The organism is Paenibacillus plantarum, from assembly GCF_013141695.1.
Classification (GTDB): Bacteria; Bacillota; Bacilli; order Paenibacillales; family NBRC-103111; genus Paenibacillus_E; species Paenibacillus_E plantarum.
The window spans coordinates 95,249-113,859 of the sequence record NZ_WHNY01000082.1; the positions used below are offsets into that span (position 1 = coordinate 95,249).

Genomic DNA, 18,611 nt, shown 5'->3' on the forward strand with positions numbered 1-18,611 from the left:
CCTTCTCCCTCGCCTTAATCTGTGAACCTATAGAGTTGTTCCCTTGTGAATGTCCATTCCGGGGTGCTCAACTTTCCCTCAAACGAAGTAGAATACCAAGGATTCCCCTCTCCATTCGCTCCATTCTCCAGAATGTGTATGTCTTGCGCTGGCGTGTAGCCCTGAGCTAATAGAAAGAGCTTCTCACCGGTTTTGGGGTTCTCGGCCATATCCAATACGACAATTGCATGTCCAGGTGTGCCCCCTTCCAGAAACACATCTCCAGCCTGCATCTCTGATAGCGGAACCTGTTTCATTTCCTTCGACAAGGACAATGTTCCTGCGTATGCAAATACCATGTTCAGATAACTTCGAAACACCTCATAGCTGTTGGAGGCTGCCCCTCGTTTGGCCCATGAGACCTTGTTACCAGAAACTTCAATTCGATTCCCTTTTCTCCATGTTGCATAGTCAGTTCTAAAACCATTGGTAAAATTGAAATGAATTTTATCATAATTGCCACTGCCATACAGGTATTCCGCTCGCAGCCTCATAACCGCATCGGCACATTGCTGCAAGTCCCGCTCTCCTACATCCACATCAAGTACAGCTTCATAAACCTCTTTAGCCTTAAGATCCCCATTAAACAAATGTACCTTGGAGCCATGGGGCTTCAGGGGTAGATTCCGCAAATAAAGCTCATATGACCCATCCTCTACGGGAACTCTCTCATAACCTTTAGGAACGGCTATCCGGTCTATCACGTTGGCTCCTTCAGCATGAATCAACTGTTGTTTGTGGGATTTGGTTCCCGAAACAGCATCCGCGGCTGAGCAAGAACTAAGCAACATCGCAGAAAGGGCAGTCATTGCTATCCATTTTTTCACAACTGTAATTCCCCCTTCTCTACTCGGCTCTTCTAAACTTTGTTTGGTGTATTCCATATCTCCCAATAATATCATATAAATGATTAAACTGGTTATTATTGAAACTAACTGCAATTTTAAACAAAAAAAGCCGACTGACAATTAAATGTCAGCCAGCTAGATAGTCTTATGATATTTCTTTCTCTAACCAAAGATTTATTGCCGTATGACTGGGATACCAGCTGGGAAGCTCTCGCTCCATTCCCCATTCTCATAACGGAGTTGAATCGTCCCGGTTGGAATATTCAGCTGTAAGGAAAATGACGTCCAGCTTGCAGGAAGCTTCGGACAAAACGCGATCTCTTGCCACCCCGGCTTCGCTGGCTTTAGACCTATAATATCCTCGATCAGCAATGGAACTGGCCCACTTGCCCATGGATGGCATAAGCTCGTATTCCATTTCTGGTCTTTCCCCCATGCTTCGAAGCAGGTGGTTGCTCCTTCTTTGATCATATTCCCCCATGAGTGTTCATCATCGGCTGAGAGCAAGTCATAAATCAACGCATGTTCACCGACCACCGCAAGTGCCTTCATGACAAAGTAGGAGAAATAAACCCCGCATGCGAAACGCTTGGTGCGGATCATATCGACAATTGCGCTGATCGATTGCTCCGGTGCGATATGGAATAGCAAAGGAAGTACATTGGCATGCAGAGCATGATGCGTACTCTGTTCCGAATCTCTAAACAAACGATTCTTCTCGTCATAGAAAGCTTCTAAGAAGCTCTTTTTTAATGACGGCAGCCGATTCTCATATGCAACCTCGAGTAATTCGCGAATCTCATTTACAGCACTTATGCAGCCGATATACAGCGCATTGATTACGTTATGGCAGCCAGGACCGACTGGCCTGCTCAGATCAAAATCATAGTTGTCACGTAAATTTTGTGGCCAATCGACCAGATTCCATTTGTCCGTGAAATTTTCAAGCAACCCATCTTCACGCTCAAATTTCTCAAAATGTTTAAGCAAACCTTCCGCATACGGGTACATCTCCTGAAGAAAAGCCGTATCCCCACTGTAACGATAATACGTCATGACTTGCATCGGCCACTGCAAAGAGAAATCAGCAATTTCCTGCATAAAATGACCCGGTACAACAGCCATTATCCCTTCACAGACGAACGAACTACGCCCAAATTGTTCAATAGCTTTGCGTGTCAGCCGTAAATCCCCACTGAGCAGCATGTGTGAGTGACCAATAATCGTATTGTCCCCCAAATACTGCCCCTTCTCTCGACTCGGACAGTCCACGAAATTTTCTTGCGATCCGTATCGGACACCATTTTTGCAAATGTCAAAAATCTGATTCATCAATTCATCCGAGCTGTGAAGCACGCAGCTTTGCTCATCTAACGGATAATGCCTGACTACCGCGTGGAAGGATTCCGGGTTAAGCGCCTCCTCAGGTCCTTGCACTTCCACATAACGGAATGCTTTGTAATCATAGGTTTCGAAGTCATCTATGTCACCAGATAATGTCCACTGGTCATGATAAAGGCAATTGCAGCGCATTTCGTAGCGAACGGCTTGATCTCCGGGCATCAGTTCCTCTCCCGAGTAAATTTGTACCTGATCTCCTGCATTTCCATGAGCATTCATGGCGAATTGACCAGTCAGCTCGCTTCCGAAATCGATCAAATAATGACCTGATGTAAGCTTTTCGACATGTGAAGGCTGTTTCTTGTAGACGGAGAGCTGCGGGGTTGGCTGCTGAACAAATGTATAATCCGTATGCTCCGCAGGTAATGCATGTGCCCAATCTGAATCGTCGTAGCTAACTTCTGTCCACCCCCGTTCCGATTGCCTTGCATCCAAATGCTCTGTAAATTGCGTATCGTAGCCGAACGTCACTCCGGGCTGATTATCATTAACTCTCTTGGCTTTCCATGTACGATCTGTCTTGATTAGTAACTGCTCGCCAGCCCACAATTCTGCAATGAGACCTTGTCGGTTATCGGCACTATTATAAGCGCGATTTAACAGCCCCTGATAGTAGACATGAACGGCTATTACATTATTCCCAACTTTTAAAAAGGAACTTACATCTATACGATTGTAATAATAATGATTCGCATCACTCTGTGCTGGCCCTTGTCCAACGAACTCACCATTCATATACAGTTTGTAATAATCATCTGCAGTTAAATGAAGCCAGATCTTGTCCTCAGCTATCGCCTTGTCATCCAACTTAAATACATTTCTTACATACCAATGGTGATGTTGTAAATCCGGGATATACGGTTCAACTGTAACCTCTTCATGCTCTTTATGGTAAAGATAGGATTTTTCCAAATTCATAAAAGCACGATCTGTCAGCCAATTGGCCTGCCACTCTTGTGTCAACCTGTCCCTCTCCTCTGCATGTGCGTAGTATCATCAGATTAAAATCACAATTCCACTATTCGTGAGAACATAGGAAGATTCCTTTTCTTAACCAAAAAAAGCCCGATTTCTCAGGCGTTTTTCCACTTTACAGCAGCACATTCTCATTTATAAATGGATTGTCCCTGACGATTTTTCTTACTCTCTTCATTGTATTCGGGTATTTGGGCACACCAGCGATTCGATCGAGCAGCAACCATCTCAGGCAAGCCATCGCTTCAAAGATCTCCAATTCCCCCGTAACTACAGGATTTTCTTCTTGATATTTGTATAAAAAGGTCAGGTATTTGCTCTCGCTAACATAGATACGCAGAAGCAGACAAGCCCATGACAGATCATACCTAGGATCTCCTAATTGCCCGTTCGTCCAGTCGATCACCGTGTAGTGTCCATCCTCTTCTAGAATATTGCCAAGATTGAAATCCCCGTGTATGAGCCGGTCCATTTTCAGATCCGCGGCGTCAACGAGATCGATCAGATTCACCTTCATTGCTGGAAATGCCTCGATCCCAGGGAAGAAATAAGTAATAAAATCATACTTAGCTAGTTCCATCCCCGCCAAATCATCTGGAGACAAGCGGTGAATATCGGCTAGAACAGTCGTTATCTTCTTGAAAATGCTCGGACTCACCTTCGTAACCGTCGTTCCGTGATATCGGGTCAGCAACACCGCATCCCCAGCTTCGGTTTGTCCATAACCGATCGGTGCGGATACGCGGATTTTCTGATAGAGTAGGGCTTCCAATAGGCGATATTGACGCGCGACATCAGGTTTCGAACGTTTATTCCAAACTTTCAGTACAAAATGATTCTCTCCAAGTGTGATCTTCATCACTTCTGCTTCAAGCCCTGGCGAAAGCGGACTAAACGTGAGTTCAGCGCCTGAATGAAACAAGTCGTTCAGAATTGGGTTTCTTTCCTTCCATTCAATACCGTTAAACATATCAATCCTTCCATGTCCTGATACCATATCTTCACATTGTTTCATTTCTCACCTCTGGTGATTTAACTTCTTCCAGAGAATTCAACATTTTGCTGTGTAATCCTGCCTGTTATAGGATTGTGATTTTAGAGTTCTTTTACATGAATGCTAGTTGTTGGGATCTCGAGGTCTAAAACTAAATGGACGTTTGACTGAGTTGCGTTCTCCTATATAAAACTGCTACTGCCGCTGCAATAAGGATCATTCCCATAATAGCGGGTGCAGCATGACCAAGTGATACATAGATTTGACCTCCAACGATTGGCCCAATCATTCTTGCTAAAGCTTGAATAGATTGGCTACCGCCTTGAATCCTTCCTTGTTCACTCGCATCGACAGACTTGGAGAGCATCCCATTGAATGAAGGTCCAAAGATCGAATCACCAAAACCAAATATAAACATGCCAATGATAAAAAGAGGATAAAATGAGAATAATGCTGATAGCGCAATTAGACAGTAGCCAATAATCTCCGAAACCATGCCAAGAATGGCTATCTGTTTATCACTGCTTTTCATCAAAAGCTTGGGCATGATGAAACCTTGAGAAATGATGTCTTGAACGCCCATAATTGAAAACATAAGACCGATTAATACTGGCTTCCAACTGAAAGTATCCAATGTAAATTGTGAAAATACGGCTTGTAATGATCCGTTAGGTATCCAAAGTAAAAACGCTGAGATAAATAGCCTTTGTAAGTTTTTCATGGCAAGTATATGGGCAAGTTGTGTAAATGGATTCAGTTTGACAAGTGAAATCTCTTTCAGTCTGTTGTTCTTATTAAGGCTCTCCGGCATAAAAAAGAATCCATAAACTACATTCAATACAGTTATGATTGCTCCAACAAACATGGGTGCAGAATAACCGAATTTGGCTAGCAGTCCGCCTACAGTTGGGCCAATGACGGTGCCTATACCTACAACCGCACTCACCCACCCAAAGTATTTGGTTCTCTGTTCGGGAGGAATGATGTCTGCAAAATAGGCGAAGATCGTGCTAATGCTTCCTCCTGTTATACCCTCTATGATGCGCCCAACAAATAGTACCCATAGAGCTCCTCCCATGCCAAAAACGAAGTAACCAATTGCGGAACCCGTAAGACATAGTAAGAGCAATGGGCGACGGCCATATTTGTCGCTCAATACGCCTAATATAGGCGCCGCGAAAAACACGCAAAGAGCATAAACAGAGGTCAACAGCGTTACAATAATAGCTTGTTCTCCTGGACTGCTTGTATATGGCTGCACTAAGAACGGGACGACAGGTGCTATGATACTGAAACCTATTCCGCAAAGAAACACAGAGATAAGACCGAATAGTAAGGCGTGTTTATTTACGGTTTGAGTTGTGTTTTGTGTATGGTGTGATCTAAAAATGGACATGAAATTCCTCCTCGATTGTTATAATTATGATTCCGTGGAAACAAACTTATCGTACTGAAATTTTGTTTCCTTGTCAACAAAGATACAACAATAAAAAAGCAGCCGTTCTCCAGAGAGCCCGACTGCATGTGGTTATATTGTCATTACTTGCATTTATTCCGAGACACTTTCTATACCCATTTTCTTTATCTCTATATCCAAATGTCTATTGTACTTTTTCAAAAAGCTAAGCACACTGTCAAATTGTTCCTCGGTTACTTGCTCAAATACGACTTTATCTCGTTCTTGAAACTCTTTATGCAGGTCCTCATGAATGTTATATATGTCTTTTCCTTGCTGAGTAAGCTTAAAATAGATTTCTTTCTTATTATCCGACTTCTGGTAGCTTACAATAAGGCCTTTTTTTATGAGTTTCTGAGTTAATTTGCTAATAGCACCACGCGTCATATAAAAGGTTTCCGCAAGTTTTGTCACGTTGGAATCACTATTATTTTCAATGTATTCAATGCAATGTACTTCAGTTGATGTATACCCCTTGAGACTGTCTTCCATCTTATCCTTATTCAGCCAAACCATCTTGTTATACAAGTCTCTGAAACCCATGATGACCTGATCTTCTTTGTTCATGGCTTGTCCTCCCACCCGCTCTTACATGAACCCTATTATAATAATTTTTGTTTCTATTTAAACAATATTAAATTAATTCATGAATAAACACAAATAAGAGCTTACCGCGAAGTAAGCCCTTCAACCCTCTTTATCCTATTCCTTTACAGCTCCCAGCATGATGCCAGATACAAAATATTTCTGCAAAAATGGATACACGATTAGCATCGGCACCATGGCTATAAAGACTTTGGCGGCATTGAGTGTCCTATTGGACAACTCAGACAGCTTTTTATACTGTTCAGGCGTGAGGTTTGTGCCGACTGGGATGTTAACAACCAATTGCTGGATATAGGTTTGGAGCGGATATTTATCGGAAGTGTTCATCAGCACCAGACCGTTAAAGAACTCATTCCAGTGATAAACACTGATAAACAGCGCTACTGCCGCTAATACAGGGATGGAACAAGGAATATAGATCCGAAACAAAGTTGCCCAAGGGCCGGCACCATCTACAATGGCTGCTTCACTAAGGTCTTTCGGGAGATTCCGAAAAAAATTCATGATCAAAATAACATTAAAGATCGGGACACCACCGCCAAGCACCAGCGCCCAAATCGAATTAATCAAACCATAGTGTTGGATCGTGAGATACCATGGAATCAGACCGCCATTGAAGACCATACAAAAAACTAGTATCCACATGAACGTATTGCGCGCTGTAAAATCTTTCTTAGGTCTCGCCAGTGGATAGGCCATTAAAACACTTACAATCATAGAGAATGCGGTACCTAGTACGGTTCGTTGGATCGAAATCCAGAATGAGTTCAAGAACAGACTATCATTAATAATCTCTTTGTATGAGGCTAATGAGAAACCAATGGGATAGAGAGTAACCAATCCTGCGTTTGCAGCTGATTTATCAGAGATGGACACACAGAATGTATACCATAGTGGATATATGCAGCTAATCAGCAACAAGCCAAGGAGAATCACATTGACAATTTCGAAAGTACGTGATCCTAAAGTCGTATTTCTTACCATTGCAACGCCCCCTTCTAAAACACCGTATAATCTGCATATCTGTACGCCAGACGGTAGGATATGACAATCAGCACGAAGCTGATGACAGACTTGAACAACCCTGCCGTTGTCGCTAGTGAGAATTGTAGATTCTGCAAGCCCAGTCGATAAACCCAAGTGTCTAAAATATCGCCCGTTGAATATACAAGCGGATTATAGAGATTATATACCTGATCGAAACCAGCATTCAGCACATTACCAAGGCTTAGAACTCCCAGCAACACGACCGTTGTCGTTAGCGCAGGAAGTGTAATATTCCTAATCATTTGCCATCGATTGGCTCCATCGATTGCTGCGGCTTCATACAGATTCATATTGACGCCTGTTAGTGCTGCAAGATAAATAATGGCATTGTAACCGAACTCTTTCCACACATCGGTACCGATAACCAACTGACGAAATATACTTGCATCTGCCATAAAAAGCTTGGGATCCCCTCCAAACATTTCAATGACTGTGTTGACAACGCCGTAATAGCCAAAAATGCCGATAACAATCGTAGCCATAATGACCCAAGATAAAAAATGCGGTAAATAAACAACCGTCTGAACGAACTTTTTGTAGCGCAAATTGGTCAGCTCATTCAACAAAATCGCAAAAATCAAGGGGATTACCAAATTGAATACAATTTTGCCCACAGCGATAATAATCGTGTTGGTGATGACCGATTTGCTGTCATTCAGTTGAAACATGTATTTAAAATTTTCCATCCCAACCCATTCGGAACCGAATATGCCCATTCCGGGATTATAATTTTGGAATGCCATCACGATGCCGAACATCGGCACAATACTAAATAGAATTAGCCAAATCATGCCTGGAAGCAGCATCAAATAATAATGCTTCTGAAAGCCCATTTTCCTCATCATGGTTGTCCCCCCATCTCAGTTGGCATTTTGAAAATTTGCAAAAGGCGTTGAGTCCACCAACGCCTTTTGCAAGTTTGTACACGTTATTTTTTTAGAAGTTCAGCTACTTCCCCTGTGATCTGATCCCCGCCCTGAGCCTTCCAATCTTTAACAAACTTATCAAAAGTATCGATGGATGCTTGGCCTAGGATGATTTTTAGTACAGTCTCATCCTCCATCTTTTTCAAGTTAGCCCATTTAGTCTCCATTGTCGGTGTTTGGTTATAGGTCACACTGAACACTTTTTTATTGATCGGGATTGTTGAGAAAGATCGGTCGCCAATCATAAGTGAATATAGACGCTGGAAATCACCGAAGTTTGTCTTATCGAAGTTGCTGACATTTAGGTTATCGTAAGGCGGTTTAATGACGTTTTGTACTTTCTTCGCATCGGCATACATCAGCTTATACAAGCTATTAGGTACATTGTAATCTTCCGGTTTCTTCTGCCCGTTCAGTACTTTGAGAAGCTCGGTGTACTCATACTCGGTTTCATTAGCTGCCGCCATTACGTTGCGAAGCGGGTACCAGGCCACATTGACGGATAAATTGAACGTAGCCTCATCGCGAACAAGCGCGTTATTCATAATGAGAATAGCTTTGACGACGTCTGGTTTCGCGTTTTTACTAATGAGCGTATACGTACTGCCCGTTGTCTTCATATGGGTGTTCCATTTGCCATCATCGGTATATACAGGATAGGCTTGCCAATTGGCATTCGGGTCGTTTTTAAAGGAATCGCCGTTTCCATATCCCCCATTCCACCACGGACCAAAAAATATCCCCGCTTTGTTCGCATTGATTGGATCCCCTACGTTATCACGTGTCCCAACTTCAGGGTCAATGAGCCCCTTCTTATACCAATCAGCCAGTAAAGCAAGTGTCTTCTTCGTATTGTCCGTAGTTGTTCCATAGGTGACCGAGCCATTGCCATTATCCAGCCAATAGCCCGGATATGCATCTAAAGCGCCAAATAACGGATCGAATCCACCCATGTTGTTGGACGAAACGAGGAAAGTAGCGTAGGGAAACGTATTCTTTGACGGACCTGCAATGCCAATTGTTTTATCCCCGCCAAGCTTGCTATCAATGAACGCTTTAGCTGTTTTCTCAACGTCTGCAACTGTCTTAGGCACCGGCATATTCAGTTTATCGAGCCAGTCCTTGCGAATCCACATGATGTGAACTCCATCGGTATCCACGGTGATATTAGGGAGTGAAGTCATTTTGCCTTTGAAGCTTGCGTTTTCCAACGCACGTCCTTGTGTACTGGCCATAATTTCCTTTACTTGCGATGAAGCATACTGGTTGAACGAATCGGTGATATCGTACAGTAATCCCGAACTGGCGGCTTTTGTCATAAAGGAACGGTCATCAACGACCATGCCATCCGGAAGTTTAGCCGATGCAATGGATAGGCTAACTTTCTGCTTATAGTCATTGCCTGTTGCTGCTGTCCAGTCAACAATAATGTTGATATTGTACTTCTCCTTCAGATAGCGGGTATATTGGTTATTACCAACACTGTCACCTTGCGGCAACGTTTTGTCTGTTGGGTCTACAACCATGCCGATATGAACGTCGACGGGAGACGGAAATCTGGCAAATGCTACATCTTCCCCAGTTGTTGGTGTTGAACTTGTCGTTGAAGGCGCTTTCACTTCTGGTGTTGCGGAAGCTTTCACATCTGATGTTGATGGGGTGGTCGTCTCCTTTGTTTCATTTGGAGACGTACAAGCTGCCAAGCTTGAAACCAGAAATGTTGTCAGGAGTACGCTTACAAGTTTTCTTTTCAACTTAATCCCTCCCTTATATCCTTTCACCATTATTATACATACAAGGTTTAGATAAAAAGTCTGAAGGATGTATCGTGTTTAGGATGAACTCATGGATTCAGGGGGGTATTTGTTCGACATTCAGTGATCAATTCTCCCTATGGCATTGAACTGTGCCCGAAATTCCGATGGAAGCAACCGCGTCTGCTCGTAAAAAATCTGTGAAAAATACTTAGAGTCGCCATAACCGACAGCATTGGCAATCCATGTCACGGGCCGATTTGTTTCGCATAAGAGCCGCTCAGCTGCACGGATCCGCTCTTGCCGGAGATAGTCGTTGAACGTTGAGCCTGTTGTCTTTTTAAAGCATTGGCAAAAATAGCTCCGACTCATATTCACATGTTCGGCCACATCTTCAGCATGCAGGGTTTCGGACGTATGCTGGTGAATGAAAACAACCGCCTTGAGCATGCAAATCATCGTTTTCGTTAAATCAGTTGACTTGGTTACTTGCGAATAGATTAAAATTCGGTAGCGGCGAATCCACTCAACCGCTGTCCGGATGTCATCGATTTCAGACCAGAACCCCGTTTCTAGCTGAGCGGCGATCTCGACTTGTGAGATCACTCGCATGAATAACCCCTCTAAACGGCGTACTGAACGATTCGACTCTATCGTTTGCGTACATAAAGATTGGAAAACTGCCTCATTATACAACCAGTAAAGAGAGTGCCAATCTTGTTCGAGCTTGCGCCATTGCTCATCTTCTCGGAAACTGTTCTCATTTTCAACACGATTCGTTTGAACAGACACCGTTGTCGTGGATCCGGTTTTACCTGTGTGCTGGGGAAATTCGTCAGCCAGTTTATGCCGAATTCGGCCCAGAATTTGCTCGTCATCTTCTAATTCTAAGCGAACTTTCGATATATAATCGAGAACGCCCAACCTGTAAGCTGCTTGCACAGTCTCAAAATCTTCATGAAAAGTAAGCATCACAGAACGCAAACTCGGGTGTTTGATTCGTGCAGCTTGTATCAGCTCTATTCCTGACATCACAGGCATAGAGATGTCGACAAACATGAGATCCACGTCATGATGCTCCAGGAATTCCAAGGCTTTTGCACCATTCGCAGCTTCTCCAGCTACCTGCATACCATGTTCAGACCATGGCATGATGGAAATTAGTCCTTTTCGCGCGAGTTTATCATCATCGACAATTAAAACACGGATCATATCTGTTTCTCCTTTCAATAGGGGAGATACATGATAACAGTTGTACCCTGATTCGGAGTGCTGTCAATTCGCAGACGGGCGCTATCACCATAGAACGATTCCAACATCGACCGCACATATCGTAGACCGATTCCCCTGCCTCCCTGCTGTTGATCAGGTGATTCACGCTGTAGGAGCGCAAGCGTCTCCTCGCTAAGTCCTTTGCCATCATCGCGAATCATGATTTGGATGAAACCAGCGATTTCGTCTGGCTGAATGCGCACCTCCAGCTTGCCGTGTTCATCAAGGCCATGACAGACGGCATTCTCTACAACTGGTTGAAGTATAAACCTGGCGACTGGACAGTCGAGATAGTCTCCCTCAGGAATATCCAAATTCACTTGGAAATCATAGCGCTTCTGCTGCAGTTCAAGATAGGCGCGCATGACCTTGATTTCTGTGCGGAGCGTTGCCGTTTCCTGGGTCTTCCCTAAATTGTAGCTAAGCAAAAAAATTAACGTGGATACAAACTTGTCGATTTCAGGCTGCCGATGCATAATGGCCAGCCAACGTACGGAATTAAGCGTATTCATTAAAAAATGCGGGTTAATCTGATAAGCGAGCTTTTCTATTTCCAATTGATGCCGTCGTTTCTCCTTGTGTTCCACATCGATAATCAATTGCTGAATTTGTTGCTTCATTTTATTAAACTGATCAAATAGTTTATCAAATTCGGAAATGCCTGTACGATATTGCATTGCGCCCATATGACCTCTTCCGAGTGCCACCATTTCCGATTCGAATACGCGCAGGGGTCTGTTAATCAGTCGCAGAAGCAGCAAAGCGATTGATAAAAGAATGATAAGAGCGATGCCTAATATTAACAACATATGATTTTTCCAGGTGTAAAATTCGTGGTTATAGCTCTCTACAGGCAGCATAAGTGAGATATGATAACCGTAATCACTAACTAACTGATCCCATATGTATCCTTCTGTCACACCAGAACTTCCTCCCAGAATTAAGTTCTGGCCGGGTGAAAAAACACTTGGGTTGCTGCTGTACTTCACCCTCTCTTCTTGATCACTTAACACCAGTACATACGGTAAATTTAGACTGGATGAAAGTTTACTAATGTCAGTCGCCAGATCAGACTTGGCTTCGACATAAATCACTTGCTTCGTTCCATCGGAAAAAGTGATTTCTCTCGTCACCGAAACGACCTGATCGTCGCTGAACCTGCAAAGTGACAAATGTGGCGATTGATAGTTGATACTCTCGTTGCCAGACACATTAGGCAGAGATTGCATACTGAAATCTTCACGCAATGGCAGATTTGAATAAAGAGGGCGCTTCTCATCTGGGTTATAATACATCACTAGTTCCATTGCTGGGTTAGAGAAGGAGATCAGTCCGATATTATTTGATACACTTAGCGAAAGTTGAAGTCTATTATAGAGATCGTCTGTGGAGAAATACGTATCCATGAGGTTGCCGACATTGCCTTGAGGAGTCATTTGCTGTGTTACCTGGAGTAGATTGTAATAAACTTGCGTGAGCTTCATAGATTGCTGGTACAAATCGAAGGCCATGTTTGTTTTGATTTTGTTTTGCTGCATCGTGTTAATTGCATTATACGAAACCGCTGCCATTAAAATGGAACATCCCAAGAAGCTCGAAATCAGTGTTGCGACAATTCGTTTCCTAAGCGAAGTGCTGCGCACGTTCACCACCCCATAGTTGAACTACCTTTAGTAAGTTAAATCACCAGATACGTCCTTAGGATTCATCGTTATGAGTATTCGATACGAATTGTATATCTCCTTCTAATCAAACCTCGTTTGTTTTTTATTTAACTACATTAATTATTAGCGATGTAAAATAAATGCAGTAATTAGGCGAGCAAATAAAAAAACGATGCCCCCATAAAGGGCACCGTTTGTAACTGCCTATATAATTTCAATATACCCTTCAGTTCCATTCACGCGAATCCGTTGCCCATCTCTAATCAGTTTTGTCGCATTTTCTACACCTACAACAGCTGGCAAGCCATATTCACGCGCGATAACGGCGCCATGCGTCATCAGTCCACCAACTTCGGTGACAAGACCTTTAATGGATACAAACAACGGTGTCCAGCCTGGATCAGTAAAGGACGTGACTAATATGTCCCCTTCTTCTATATTCGCATCTTCCATATTTAAAATGACACGTGCACGTCCTTCGATTACGCCTGAAGAAACGGGTAATCCAACTATCGCGTCAGCGGGGAGATTTTCTCGGTTGTATGTACCCGAAATGATCTCACCATCAGAAGTGATTACACGTGGGGGCGTTAGTTTTTCAAAAAATTTGTAATCATCCTTTCGCTTGCTGATGATCTGATAATCCAGTTTGTATGTGCGTACGACTTCATGAAGCTCTTCAAAAAAGAGATAGAAGATATCTTCTTTTTCAAGAATAACTCCTGCTTGTACAAGCTGTTCGGCTTCCTTCAGTAAAGCCTGCTTATACACGAAATAGCGGTTAACCCAACCGTATTTGGGATATTCACGATAACCGATGAAATTCCGAATGCGGCTGATCATTCGTTTGGTCTCTTCAGCTTTTTGTTCACCATCCGGCAATTGGAGTAATCGAGCTAATAACTCTTGTTCTTTTTCCAAAGCTTCCTGGCGCCCTTGCTCAAATTTTCGATGACCTTCATTAGGCTCAAAGGCTTTGATGTTACCCAGAATCATGGGAACCAGTGTAATTGGTTTTTCGCTCCAACGCGTTTTAGAAATATCGATTTCTCCAGCGCATCGCATACCGTACTTATGGAGATACGCATAGATTGCGTCATGAGCTTCCTGTCCACCCTCGAACTTAACTAGTTCATCCAAGAAGTTATCATTTTTTACCTGCTGTAAATATTCAATGACATCCGGATAAGAGCGAATCCGATCTGCGACTTCCATTAATGCCAGACCCATTTCTGAAGTAATATTGTAGGGTACCGATTGTGAAAGCGTATCTGCAGCGTTTTTTTCACCTAACCACTCGTTCATTTTTTCATTGATCCATAATGAAGCATTTATGGCAGTCATAAACACTGTCGTACTTAGCGGGTCAAATAAGATATTCTTTAATTGCTGGATATCTTCCAGAATATAATCAACTACATGGAATCCTGATTTCGTCTGGATGTTTTGTTTTAACTCTTCTACCGATGCACGATTACTCTGAATCAAATCAGAAACGATGTTCGGATTGCTTTCAATGTGTTCCAGCATATCTGTATGACTTCTGCCCGGCATTGGTGCTGTTGAATCATTTGGTAACAGTTTTATATAATCTCGCTCAATGATGGTCATGAGCGCGCCTTTTATGAGCGGATCGGTTCCGATGGTAGTTAATAAAGCTTCCCGGCCAACAGCTGTAGCCAGCCTAGGCGCAACATCAATAAACAACCTCCCACCGGCTTTACGCATAGGTGCAGGAGTAATTAACAGGTAGAAAGACAATCCCAATGGTTTTATGGGATCTGTCATCATTTGTTGATGGCCAACAGATAGATAGACGTGATTCTCTTGATCATACGCTTCAGGGATCGGGTATAACGTCGTGATCGGCCGACTCTGGACAATATAAAATGTATCTTCAGCCAAACACCACTCAATATCTTGTGGGCTGCCAAAATAAGCTTCGATCTGTCTTCCGATTTGAGCTAGTTGTACAATTTGTTGATCCGTAAGTGTTTGCGACGTTTGCTGATCTGGGGAGAGCTGCTTGGTTTCTGTTCCTCCTTCTTTTCGTCCGTAAATAGCCAATTTTTTGGTTGCTATCCGCTTATTGACGATTCCCCCATCTTGTATGCTATAACTATCGGCAGAGACCAACCCAGAGACCAACGCTTCTCCCAGGCCATAACTGGCATCAATGGATAGCAGCTTTCGGTTAGATGTTATGGGATCCGCGGTAAACAAAATCCCCGAACTCTGCGGGAAAACCATTCTTTGAACGATAACAGCAAGATATACTTGGCTGTGGTCAAATCCATTTTGCATCCGATAAATGACCGCGCGATCCGTAAATAAAGAGGCCCAACATTGGCTAATATGCTGTAAGATGGCATCGATGCCGATAATATTTAGATAAGTGTCTTGTTGACCAGCAAAAGAGGCATGTGGTAAATCTTCTGCGGTCGCACTAGAACGCACGGCATACGCATGTTCATCACCGAACTGGGAAAGATAGTGAGTAACTGCTGTGACAACATCAGAAGGAATTTCTACGTCCATAATGATCTGTCGAATCTGCTTACTAATTTCAGCTATTTGATCTCGATCATCTACTTTAAGCGTGGTTAGTCGATCCAACAAAGCATGATACGATTCGTTTTGACCGATGGCTCTTTGATACCCAACTGTTGTGACAGCGAATCCTTCTGGGACAAGTAGACCTTCAATTCTTGATAGTTCCCCTAAATTCAACCCTTTTCCACCAACGAGCGAGAGCTGCGTTTTTTCCATTTCCTGAAACCCGAGAACCAAAGAACTCATTCAAGATCTCTCCTAACCATAGAGTGATAAAAAACATTTGACAAGAGTTTCACCGGCGTGTTAAACTTAGATTGTAGGATGTAATACTTATGTTCACAAAAATTAATAAAATCACAAACTGATTATATCATCGAGTCTATATATATGCAATATGAAAGAATCTGAGCAATTTGCTCAGGTTCTTTTTGATTTCCTCACGCTTCTCTGATGTTCGCTTCCTATCACTTCCAAAACTAGGCATGCATAGAATAATGCTTAGGAGGCGAAACGAATGCCAAATTATCGGATTATCGTCGATTTATCCGACCGTAATCTGTATTTGCTTGATGGGAATACGGTTACTCGCTCATTCCCGGTTGGAATCGGCAAAATGGTTACAAAAACACCTAATGGCGAATATACGATCATTAATAAACAACCTAACCCCGGAGGTCCATTTGGAGCCTTTTGGTTGGGCCTATCTAAACCCCACTACGGCATCCACGGAACCAGTGATCCTTCTTCGATCGGAAGGGAAGTTAGTCACGGTTGTATCCGAATGTACAACGAGGATGTGCTTCAGCTCGCTCTGCTCGTTCCCATTCATACTCGCGTTACGATTCGGCCATAAATTCTACGTCCGTGCGTTTATGGTTCGACCACGGACCCTACAAAAAGCCATGCTCCGGTCTGGCGGTCTTCAATAGCAAAGAAGAACGGCCGGTTTATCGTCATCTGGAACGGTCCATCGATTGGTGCGGAAGCGCCTGCCATTTGAACCGAAGTGACCGCTGCAGCCTCTGTCCCTTTTTCATTGACCTCGATGAACGTTTTGTGTGTTATCGCACTGATGAAAAGGTTGGGTGGAATTGGTGCCATGCCCGAAAAATCTGCATGAGCTTCGTCAAAAGGCAGCGTCATGCCCATTGCTTGGAGCGGTTCTTTCAACTTTTCGCTGTATGCAATCTTCAACCGTGGAAGCTTGATTTCCCCCCTGCTCGATTTGAACGACGCTTGCCAGCGATTGGGATCCGCCCAAAGCTTATCGTGAAGAGCACCAAGTGAAGAAGAATCGTCCGGAAGTATGACAAGCATATCCATCTGCCCCTCTGCGTATGGCAACCGAATGGCTTGAAATCCATCTTCTTTTACATATTCGTAAGAACCCGATTGCGTCATCATCTGCACTTGCTTAGTGGAACCGTCTTGCAGATTGAAGCTTTCTTCTTTCGTTGCAGAAAGTTGGAATTCCTTTTTCCACCCGCCATTGAAATAGACGGCATTCATCAGGATCATAACTTCATTGGGATTGATGGAGTCAATTATCTGCGGAATTTTCCCGTTGGTATTCTTATTTACCCAGTCATTAATGGTATCAGGTGCTTTGGGACTGTTGAAATCGAGTTCAGCTACTTTCGTGTTATAAAAGTTTTGAAGGGTTTTCATGAAATCACTGTGAAACGCTGCTCCCTTTCGTGACCAAAGCGAGTTGGCAATGTTCACTTTAACGCCGTTGCCCGAGTGTTGCAGAAGGTTGATAAGCGTCTCGTTGCCCCCATTTATTTCATCCAGGGACATGCCTTGCCAGCCCAACGTTTTGGCCATTGAGGCTTGCGTTTCCCCCTTACTTCCGTTGTAAGACATGGCAAGCGCCAAAGAAATACTGGTGGGCGAAATAACTATGTTTTCCTGGTTGTTCTTCTCTGACTGAACCAGTTGCCGATGGAGCTGCATGCCGAACTCGTTGCTAGCTTTCACGATTCGCCCATCCACTTTGTCCGCTGTCACTTGTCGTTGTTCCAATGACATCGGATTTCCAGCAGGATTACCACATGCATTCCCAATCAGTATCAACAGTAAGCCAGCCGCAAGAAGCTTACTATTCCTAAAATTATTTTTCATCCTGGTCCCCCCTGTCATTCCTATATGTTATAGACGAAGGAACTTTACATAATGTTCCATAACTAACTTGGAAATAAATTAGGAGATTCGAGCAGATCTCCCTGGCATCATGTCATATTATTCCAATGAAATTATAGATTGTTCTAGAATAATTTAAGGTATCCAATTTTACTTTTCTTATAATTAATCTTATAGCGATTCGTTAAGTAAAGAGGAGGAAGCAAGAGTGCAGGATCAGCAAATAAATCTCGATCTAGGACTTGTCAAAACGTATGCGCCACAGCTGTTTTTTGATCGCTTGGAACCATTTTTTCCAGTTCGCGTTGGGGTAACGATATTCGATCAGGATGGTCCTTCCCCTTCCTTTCGTCGCATAATCCGTTTCGAGTCGGATGCCAGCATTGAGAAGGTTATTGAATATGCCATCTACTGGGATTATGATATCGAACATTTGTACGAGTTGGAACATGTTTGGATTTATGTCGGGTATGACGGCAGTGTGATCAATTGTGAGTGCAGCTTCCATGGCAAATTTTTTAAAGGGCTACTGAAGGATCGGAGCAATGTATCTGAAAACAATCCAACTCAGGTAAAACTGTACTCCCAACCTGGCAAACACGCGTTTTCCCCACTTCTCGCTATGCTTGAACTTGTCCCGAATTTAGATACGTGTACCTATGAGACAGCAGGCAGCGCAGGTTTATTAGTCCCAGACATGTTGCGAGACCAGATGAGTACGAACAATGAAACGAACCAATTAGTAGAACGCTATTTGCAGACTTTCCGGTTCCGACCAACGATGGAATTTACTGAATATACTTGGAATGAAACTATTTTCGTGTCGTTGCCCGAGCTTCTGAAGGAAATTCCACAACGTGTTAGTCATGAATTGAACATAATGAAGAAGTATTTTGGCATCCATGAATAGCTAGGTTCGCACGAAGCTTTT

General features: G+C 43.2%; 14 protein-coding genes. 2 read left to right on the forward strand and 12 right to left on the reverse strand.

What is annotated here, in order from left to right:
• Positions 1 to 14 precede the first annotated feature (14 nt).
• The 11 genes from GC096_RS33715 to ppsA all read right to left on the reverse strand — a co-directional run bounded on the left by GC096_RS33715 (position 15) and on the right by ppsA (position 15,781).
• Positions 15 to 866: a DUF4846 domain-containing protein gene (locus GC096_RS33715; RefSeq protein WP_216626347.1), complete on the reverse strand. Its 852-nt coding sequence runs from the start codon at positions 864 to 866 to the stop codon at positions 15 to 17.
• A 195-nt stretch (positions 867 to 1,061) separates the two neighbouring features.
• The gene (locus tag GC096_RS33720) at positions 1,062 to 3,251 is read right to left on the reverse strand and encodes a family 78 glycoside hydrolase catalytic domain (protein WP_171636721.1); all 2,190 of its coding nucleotides are present in this window, start codon (positions 3,249 to 3,251) and stop codon (positions 1,062 to 1,064) included.
• A 127-nt stretch (positions 3,252 to 3,378) separates the two neighbouring features.
• A complete protein-coding gene (locus tag GC096_RS33725) occupies positions 3,379 to 4,278 on the reverse strand; it encodes a phosphotransferase family protein (protein ID WP_171636723.1) in 900 nt (299 codons plus the stop codon).
• A 130-nt stretch (positions 4,279 to 4,408) separates the two neighbouring features.
• On the reverse strand, positions 4,409 to 5,653 hold the full coding sequence (locus tag GC096_RS33730; RefSeq protein ID WP_171636725.1) for an MFS transporter: 1,245 nt from the start codon (positions 5,651 to 5,653) through the stop codon (positions 4,409 to 4,411).
• Between the two features lie 153 nt (positions 5,654 to 5,806).
• Positions 5,807 to 6,280, reverse strand: a complete 474-nt coding sequence (locus GC096_RS33735; RefSeq protein WP_171636727.1) for a MarR family transcriptional regulator — start codon at positions 6,278 to 6,280, stop codon at positions 5,807 to 5,809.
• Between the two features lie 135 nt (positions 6,281 to 6,415).
• Positions 6,416 to 7,303: a carbohydrate ABC transporter permease gene (locus GC096_RS33740; RefSeq protein ID WP_171636729.1), complete on the reverse strand. Its 888-nt coding sequence runs from the start codon at positions 7,301 to 7,303 to the stop codon at positions 6,416 to 6,418.
• Positions 7,304 to 7,317: 14 nt separating this feature from the next.
• The gene (locus tag GC096_RS33745) at positions 7,318 to 8,208 is read right to left on the reverse strand and encodes an ABC transporter permease (RefSeq protein ID WP_171636915.1); all 891 of its coding nucleotides are present in this window, start codon (positions 8,206 to 8,208) and stop codon (positions 7,318 to 7,320) included.
• An 86-nt stretch (positions 8,209 to 8,294) separates the two neighbouring features.
• A complete protein-coding gene (locus tag GC096_RS33750; protein WP_246303152.1) occupies positions 8,295 to 10,046 on the reverse strand; it encodes an extracellular solute-binding protein in 1,752 nt (583 codons plus the stop codon).
• 120 nt (positions 10,047 to 10,166) lie between these two features.
• Positions 10,167 to 11,258 carry a response regulator transcription factor gene (locus GC096_RS33755; protein WP_171636734.1) on the reverse strand — a complete coding sequence of 364 codons (1,092 nt, stop codon included), beginning with the start codon at positions 11,256 to 11,258 and terminating at the stop codon, positions 10,167 to 10,169.
• A 14-nt stretch (positions 11,259 to 11,272) separates the two neighbouring features.
• Entirely contained in the window at positions 11,273 to 12,889 is a 1,617-nt protein-coding gene (locus GC096_RS33760; protein WP_171636736.1) for a sensor histidine kinase, read from the reverse strand.
• A gap of 297 nt (positions 12,890 to 13,186) precedes the next feature.
• Positions 13,187 to 15,781 (reverse strand): phosphoenolpyruvate synthase, encoded by a 2,595-nt coding sequence (gene ppsA, locus GC096_RS33765; RefSeq protein ID WP_171636738.1) that lies wholly within the window; start codon positions 15,779 to 15,781, stop codon positions 13,187 to 13,189.
• A 271-nt stretch (positions 15,782 to 16,052) separates the two neighbouring features.
• Between ppsA and GC096_RS33770 the strand changes: the two genes are divergently transcribed.
• On the forward strand, positions 16,053 to 16,391 hold the full coding sequence (locus GC096_RS33770; protein ID WP_171636740.1) for a L,D-transpeptidase: 339 nt from the start codon (positions 16,053 to 16,055) through the stop codon (positions 16,389 to 16,391).
• A 17-nt stretch (positions 16,392 to 16,408) separates the two neighbouring features.
• Here the strand turns inward: GC096_RS33770 and GC096_RS33775 are convergent, their stop codons facing one another.
• Positions 16,409 to 17,662, reverse strand: a complete 1,254-nt coding sequence (locus tag GC096_RS33775; protein WP_171636742.1) for a serpin family protein — start codon at positions 17,660 to 17,662, stop codon at positions 16,409 to 16,411.
• Between the two features lie 226 nt (positions 17,663 to 17,888).
• On the opposite strand from GC096_RS33775, the gene GC096_RS33780 reads away from it, so the two are divergent.
• Positions 17,889 to 18,590: a hypothetical protein gene (locus tag GC096_RS33780; protein ID WP_312886401.1), complete on the forward strand. Its 702-nt coding sequence runs from the start codon at positions 17,889 to 17,891 to the stop codon at positions 18,588 to 18,590.
• Positions 18,591 to 18,611: the final 21 nt, after the last annotated feature.

Excerpts from the sequence above, each read along its gene's own strand:
- GC096_RS33740 (WP_171636729.1), bottom strand. The coding sequence starts at position 7,303 with ATGGTAAGAAATACGACTTTAGGATCACGTACTTTCGAAATTGTCAAT.
- GC096_RS33730 (WP_171636725.1), bottom strand. The coding sequence starts at position 5,653 with ATGTCCATTTTTAGATCACACCATACACAAAACACAACTCAAACCGTA.
- ppsA (WP_171636738.1), bottom strand. The coding sequence starts at position 15,781 with ATGAGTTCTTTGGTTCTCGGGTTTCAGGAAATGGAAAAAACGCAGCTC.
- GC096_RS33755 (WP_171636734.1), bottom strand. The coding sequence starts at position 11,258 with ATGATCCGTGTTTTAATTGTCGATGATGATAAACTCGCGCGAAAAGGA.
- GC096_RS33745 (WP_171636915.1), bottom strand. The coding sequence starts at position 8,208 with ATGAGGAAAATGGGCTTTCAGAAGCATTATTATTTGATGCTGCTTCCA.
- GC096_RS33725 (WP_171636723.1), bottom strand. The coding sequence starts at position 4,278 with ATGAAACAATGTGAAGATATGGTATCAGGACATGGAAGGATTGATATG.
- GC096_RS33760 (WP_171636736.1), bottom strand. The coding sequence starts at position 12,889 with ATGGCAGCGGTTTCGTATAATGCAATTAACACGATGCAGCAAAACAAA.
- GC096_RS33735 (WP_171636727.1), bottom strand. The coding sequence starts at position 6,280 with ATGAACAAAGAAGATCAGGTCATCATGGGTTTCAGAGACTTGTATAAC.
- GC096_RS33770 (WP_171636740.1), top strand. The coding sequence starts at position 16,053 with ATGCCAAATTATCGGATTATCGTCGATTTATCCGACCGTAATCTGTAT.
- GC096_RS33775 (WP_171636742.1), bottom strand. The coding sequence starts at position 17,662 with ATGAAAAATAATTTTAGGAATAGTAAGCTTCTTGCGGCTGGCTTACTG.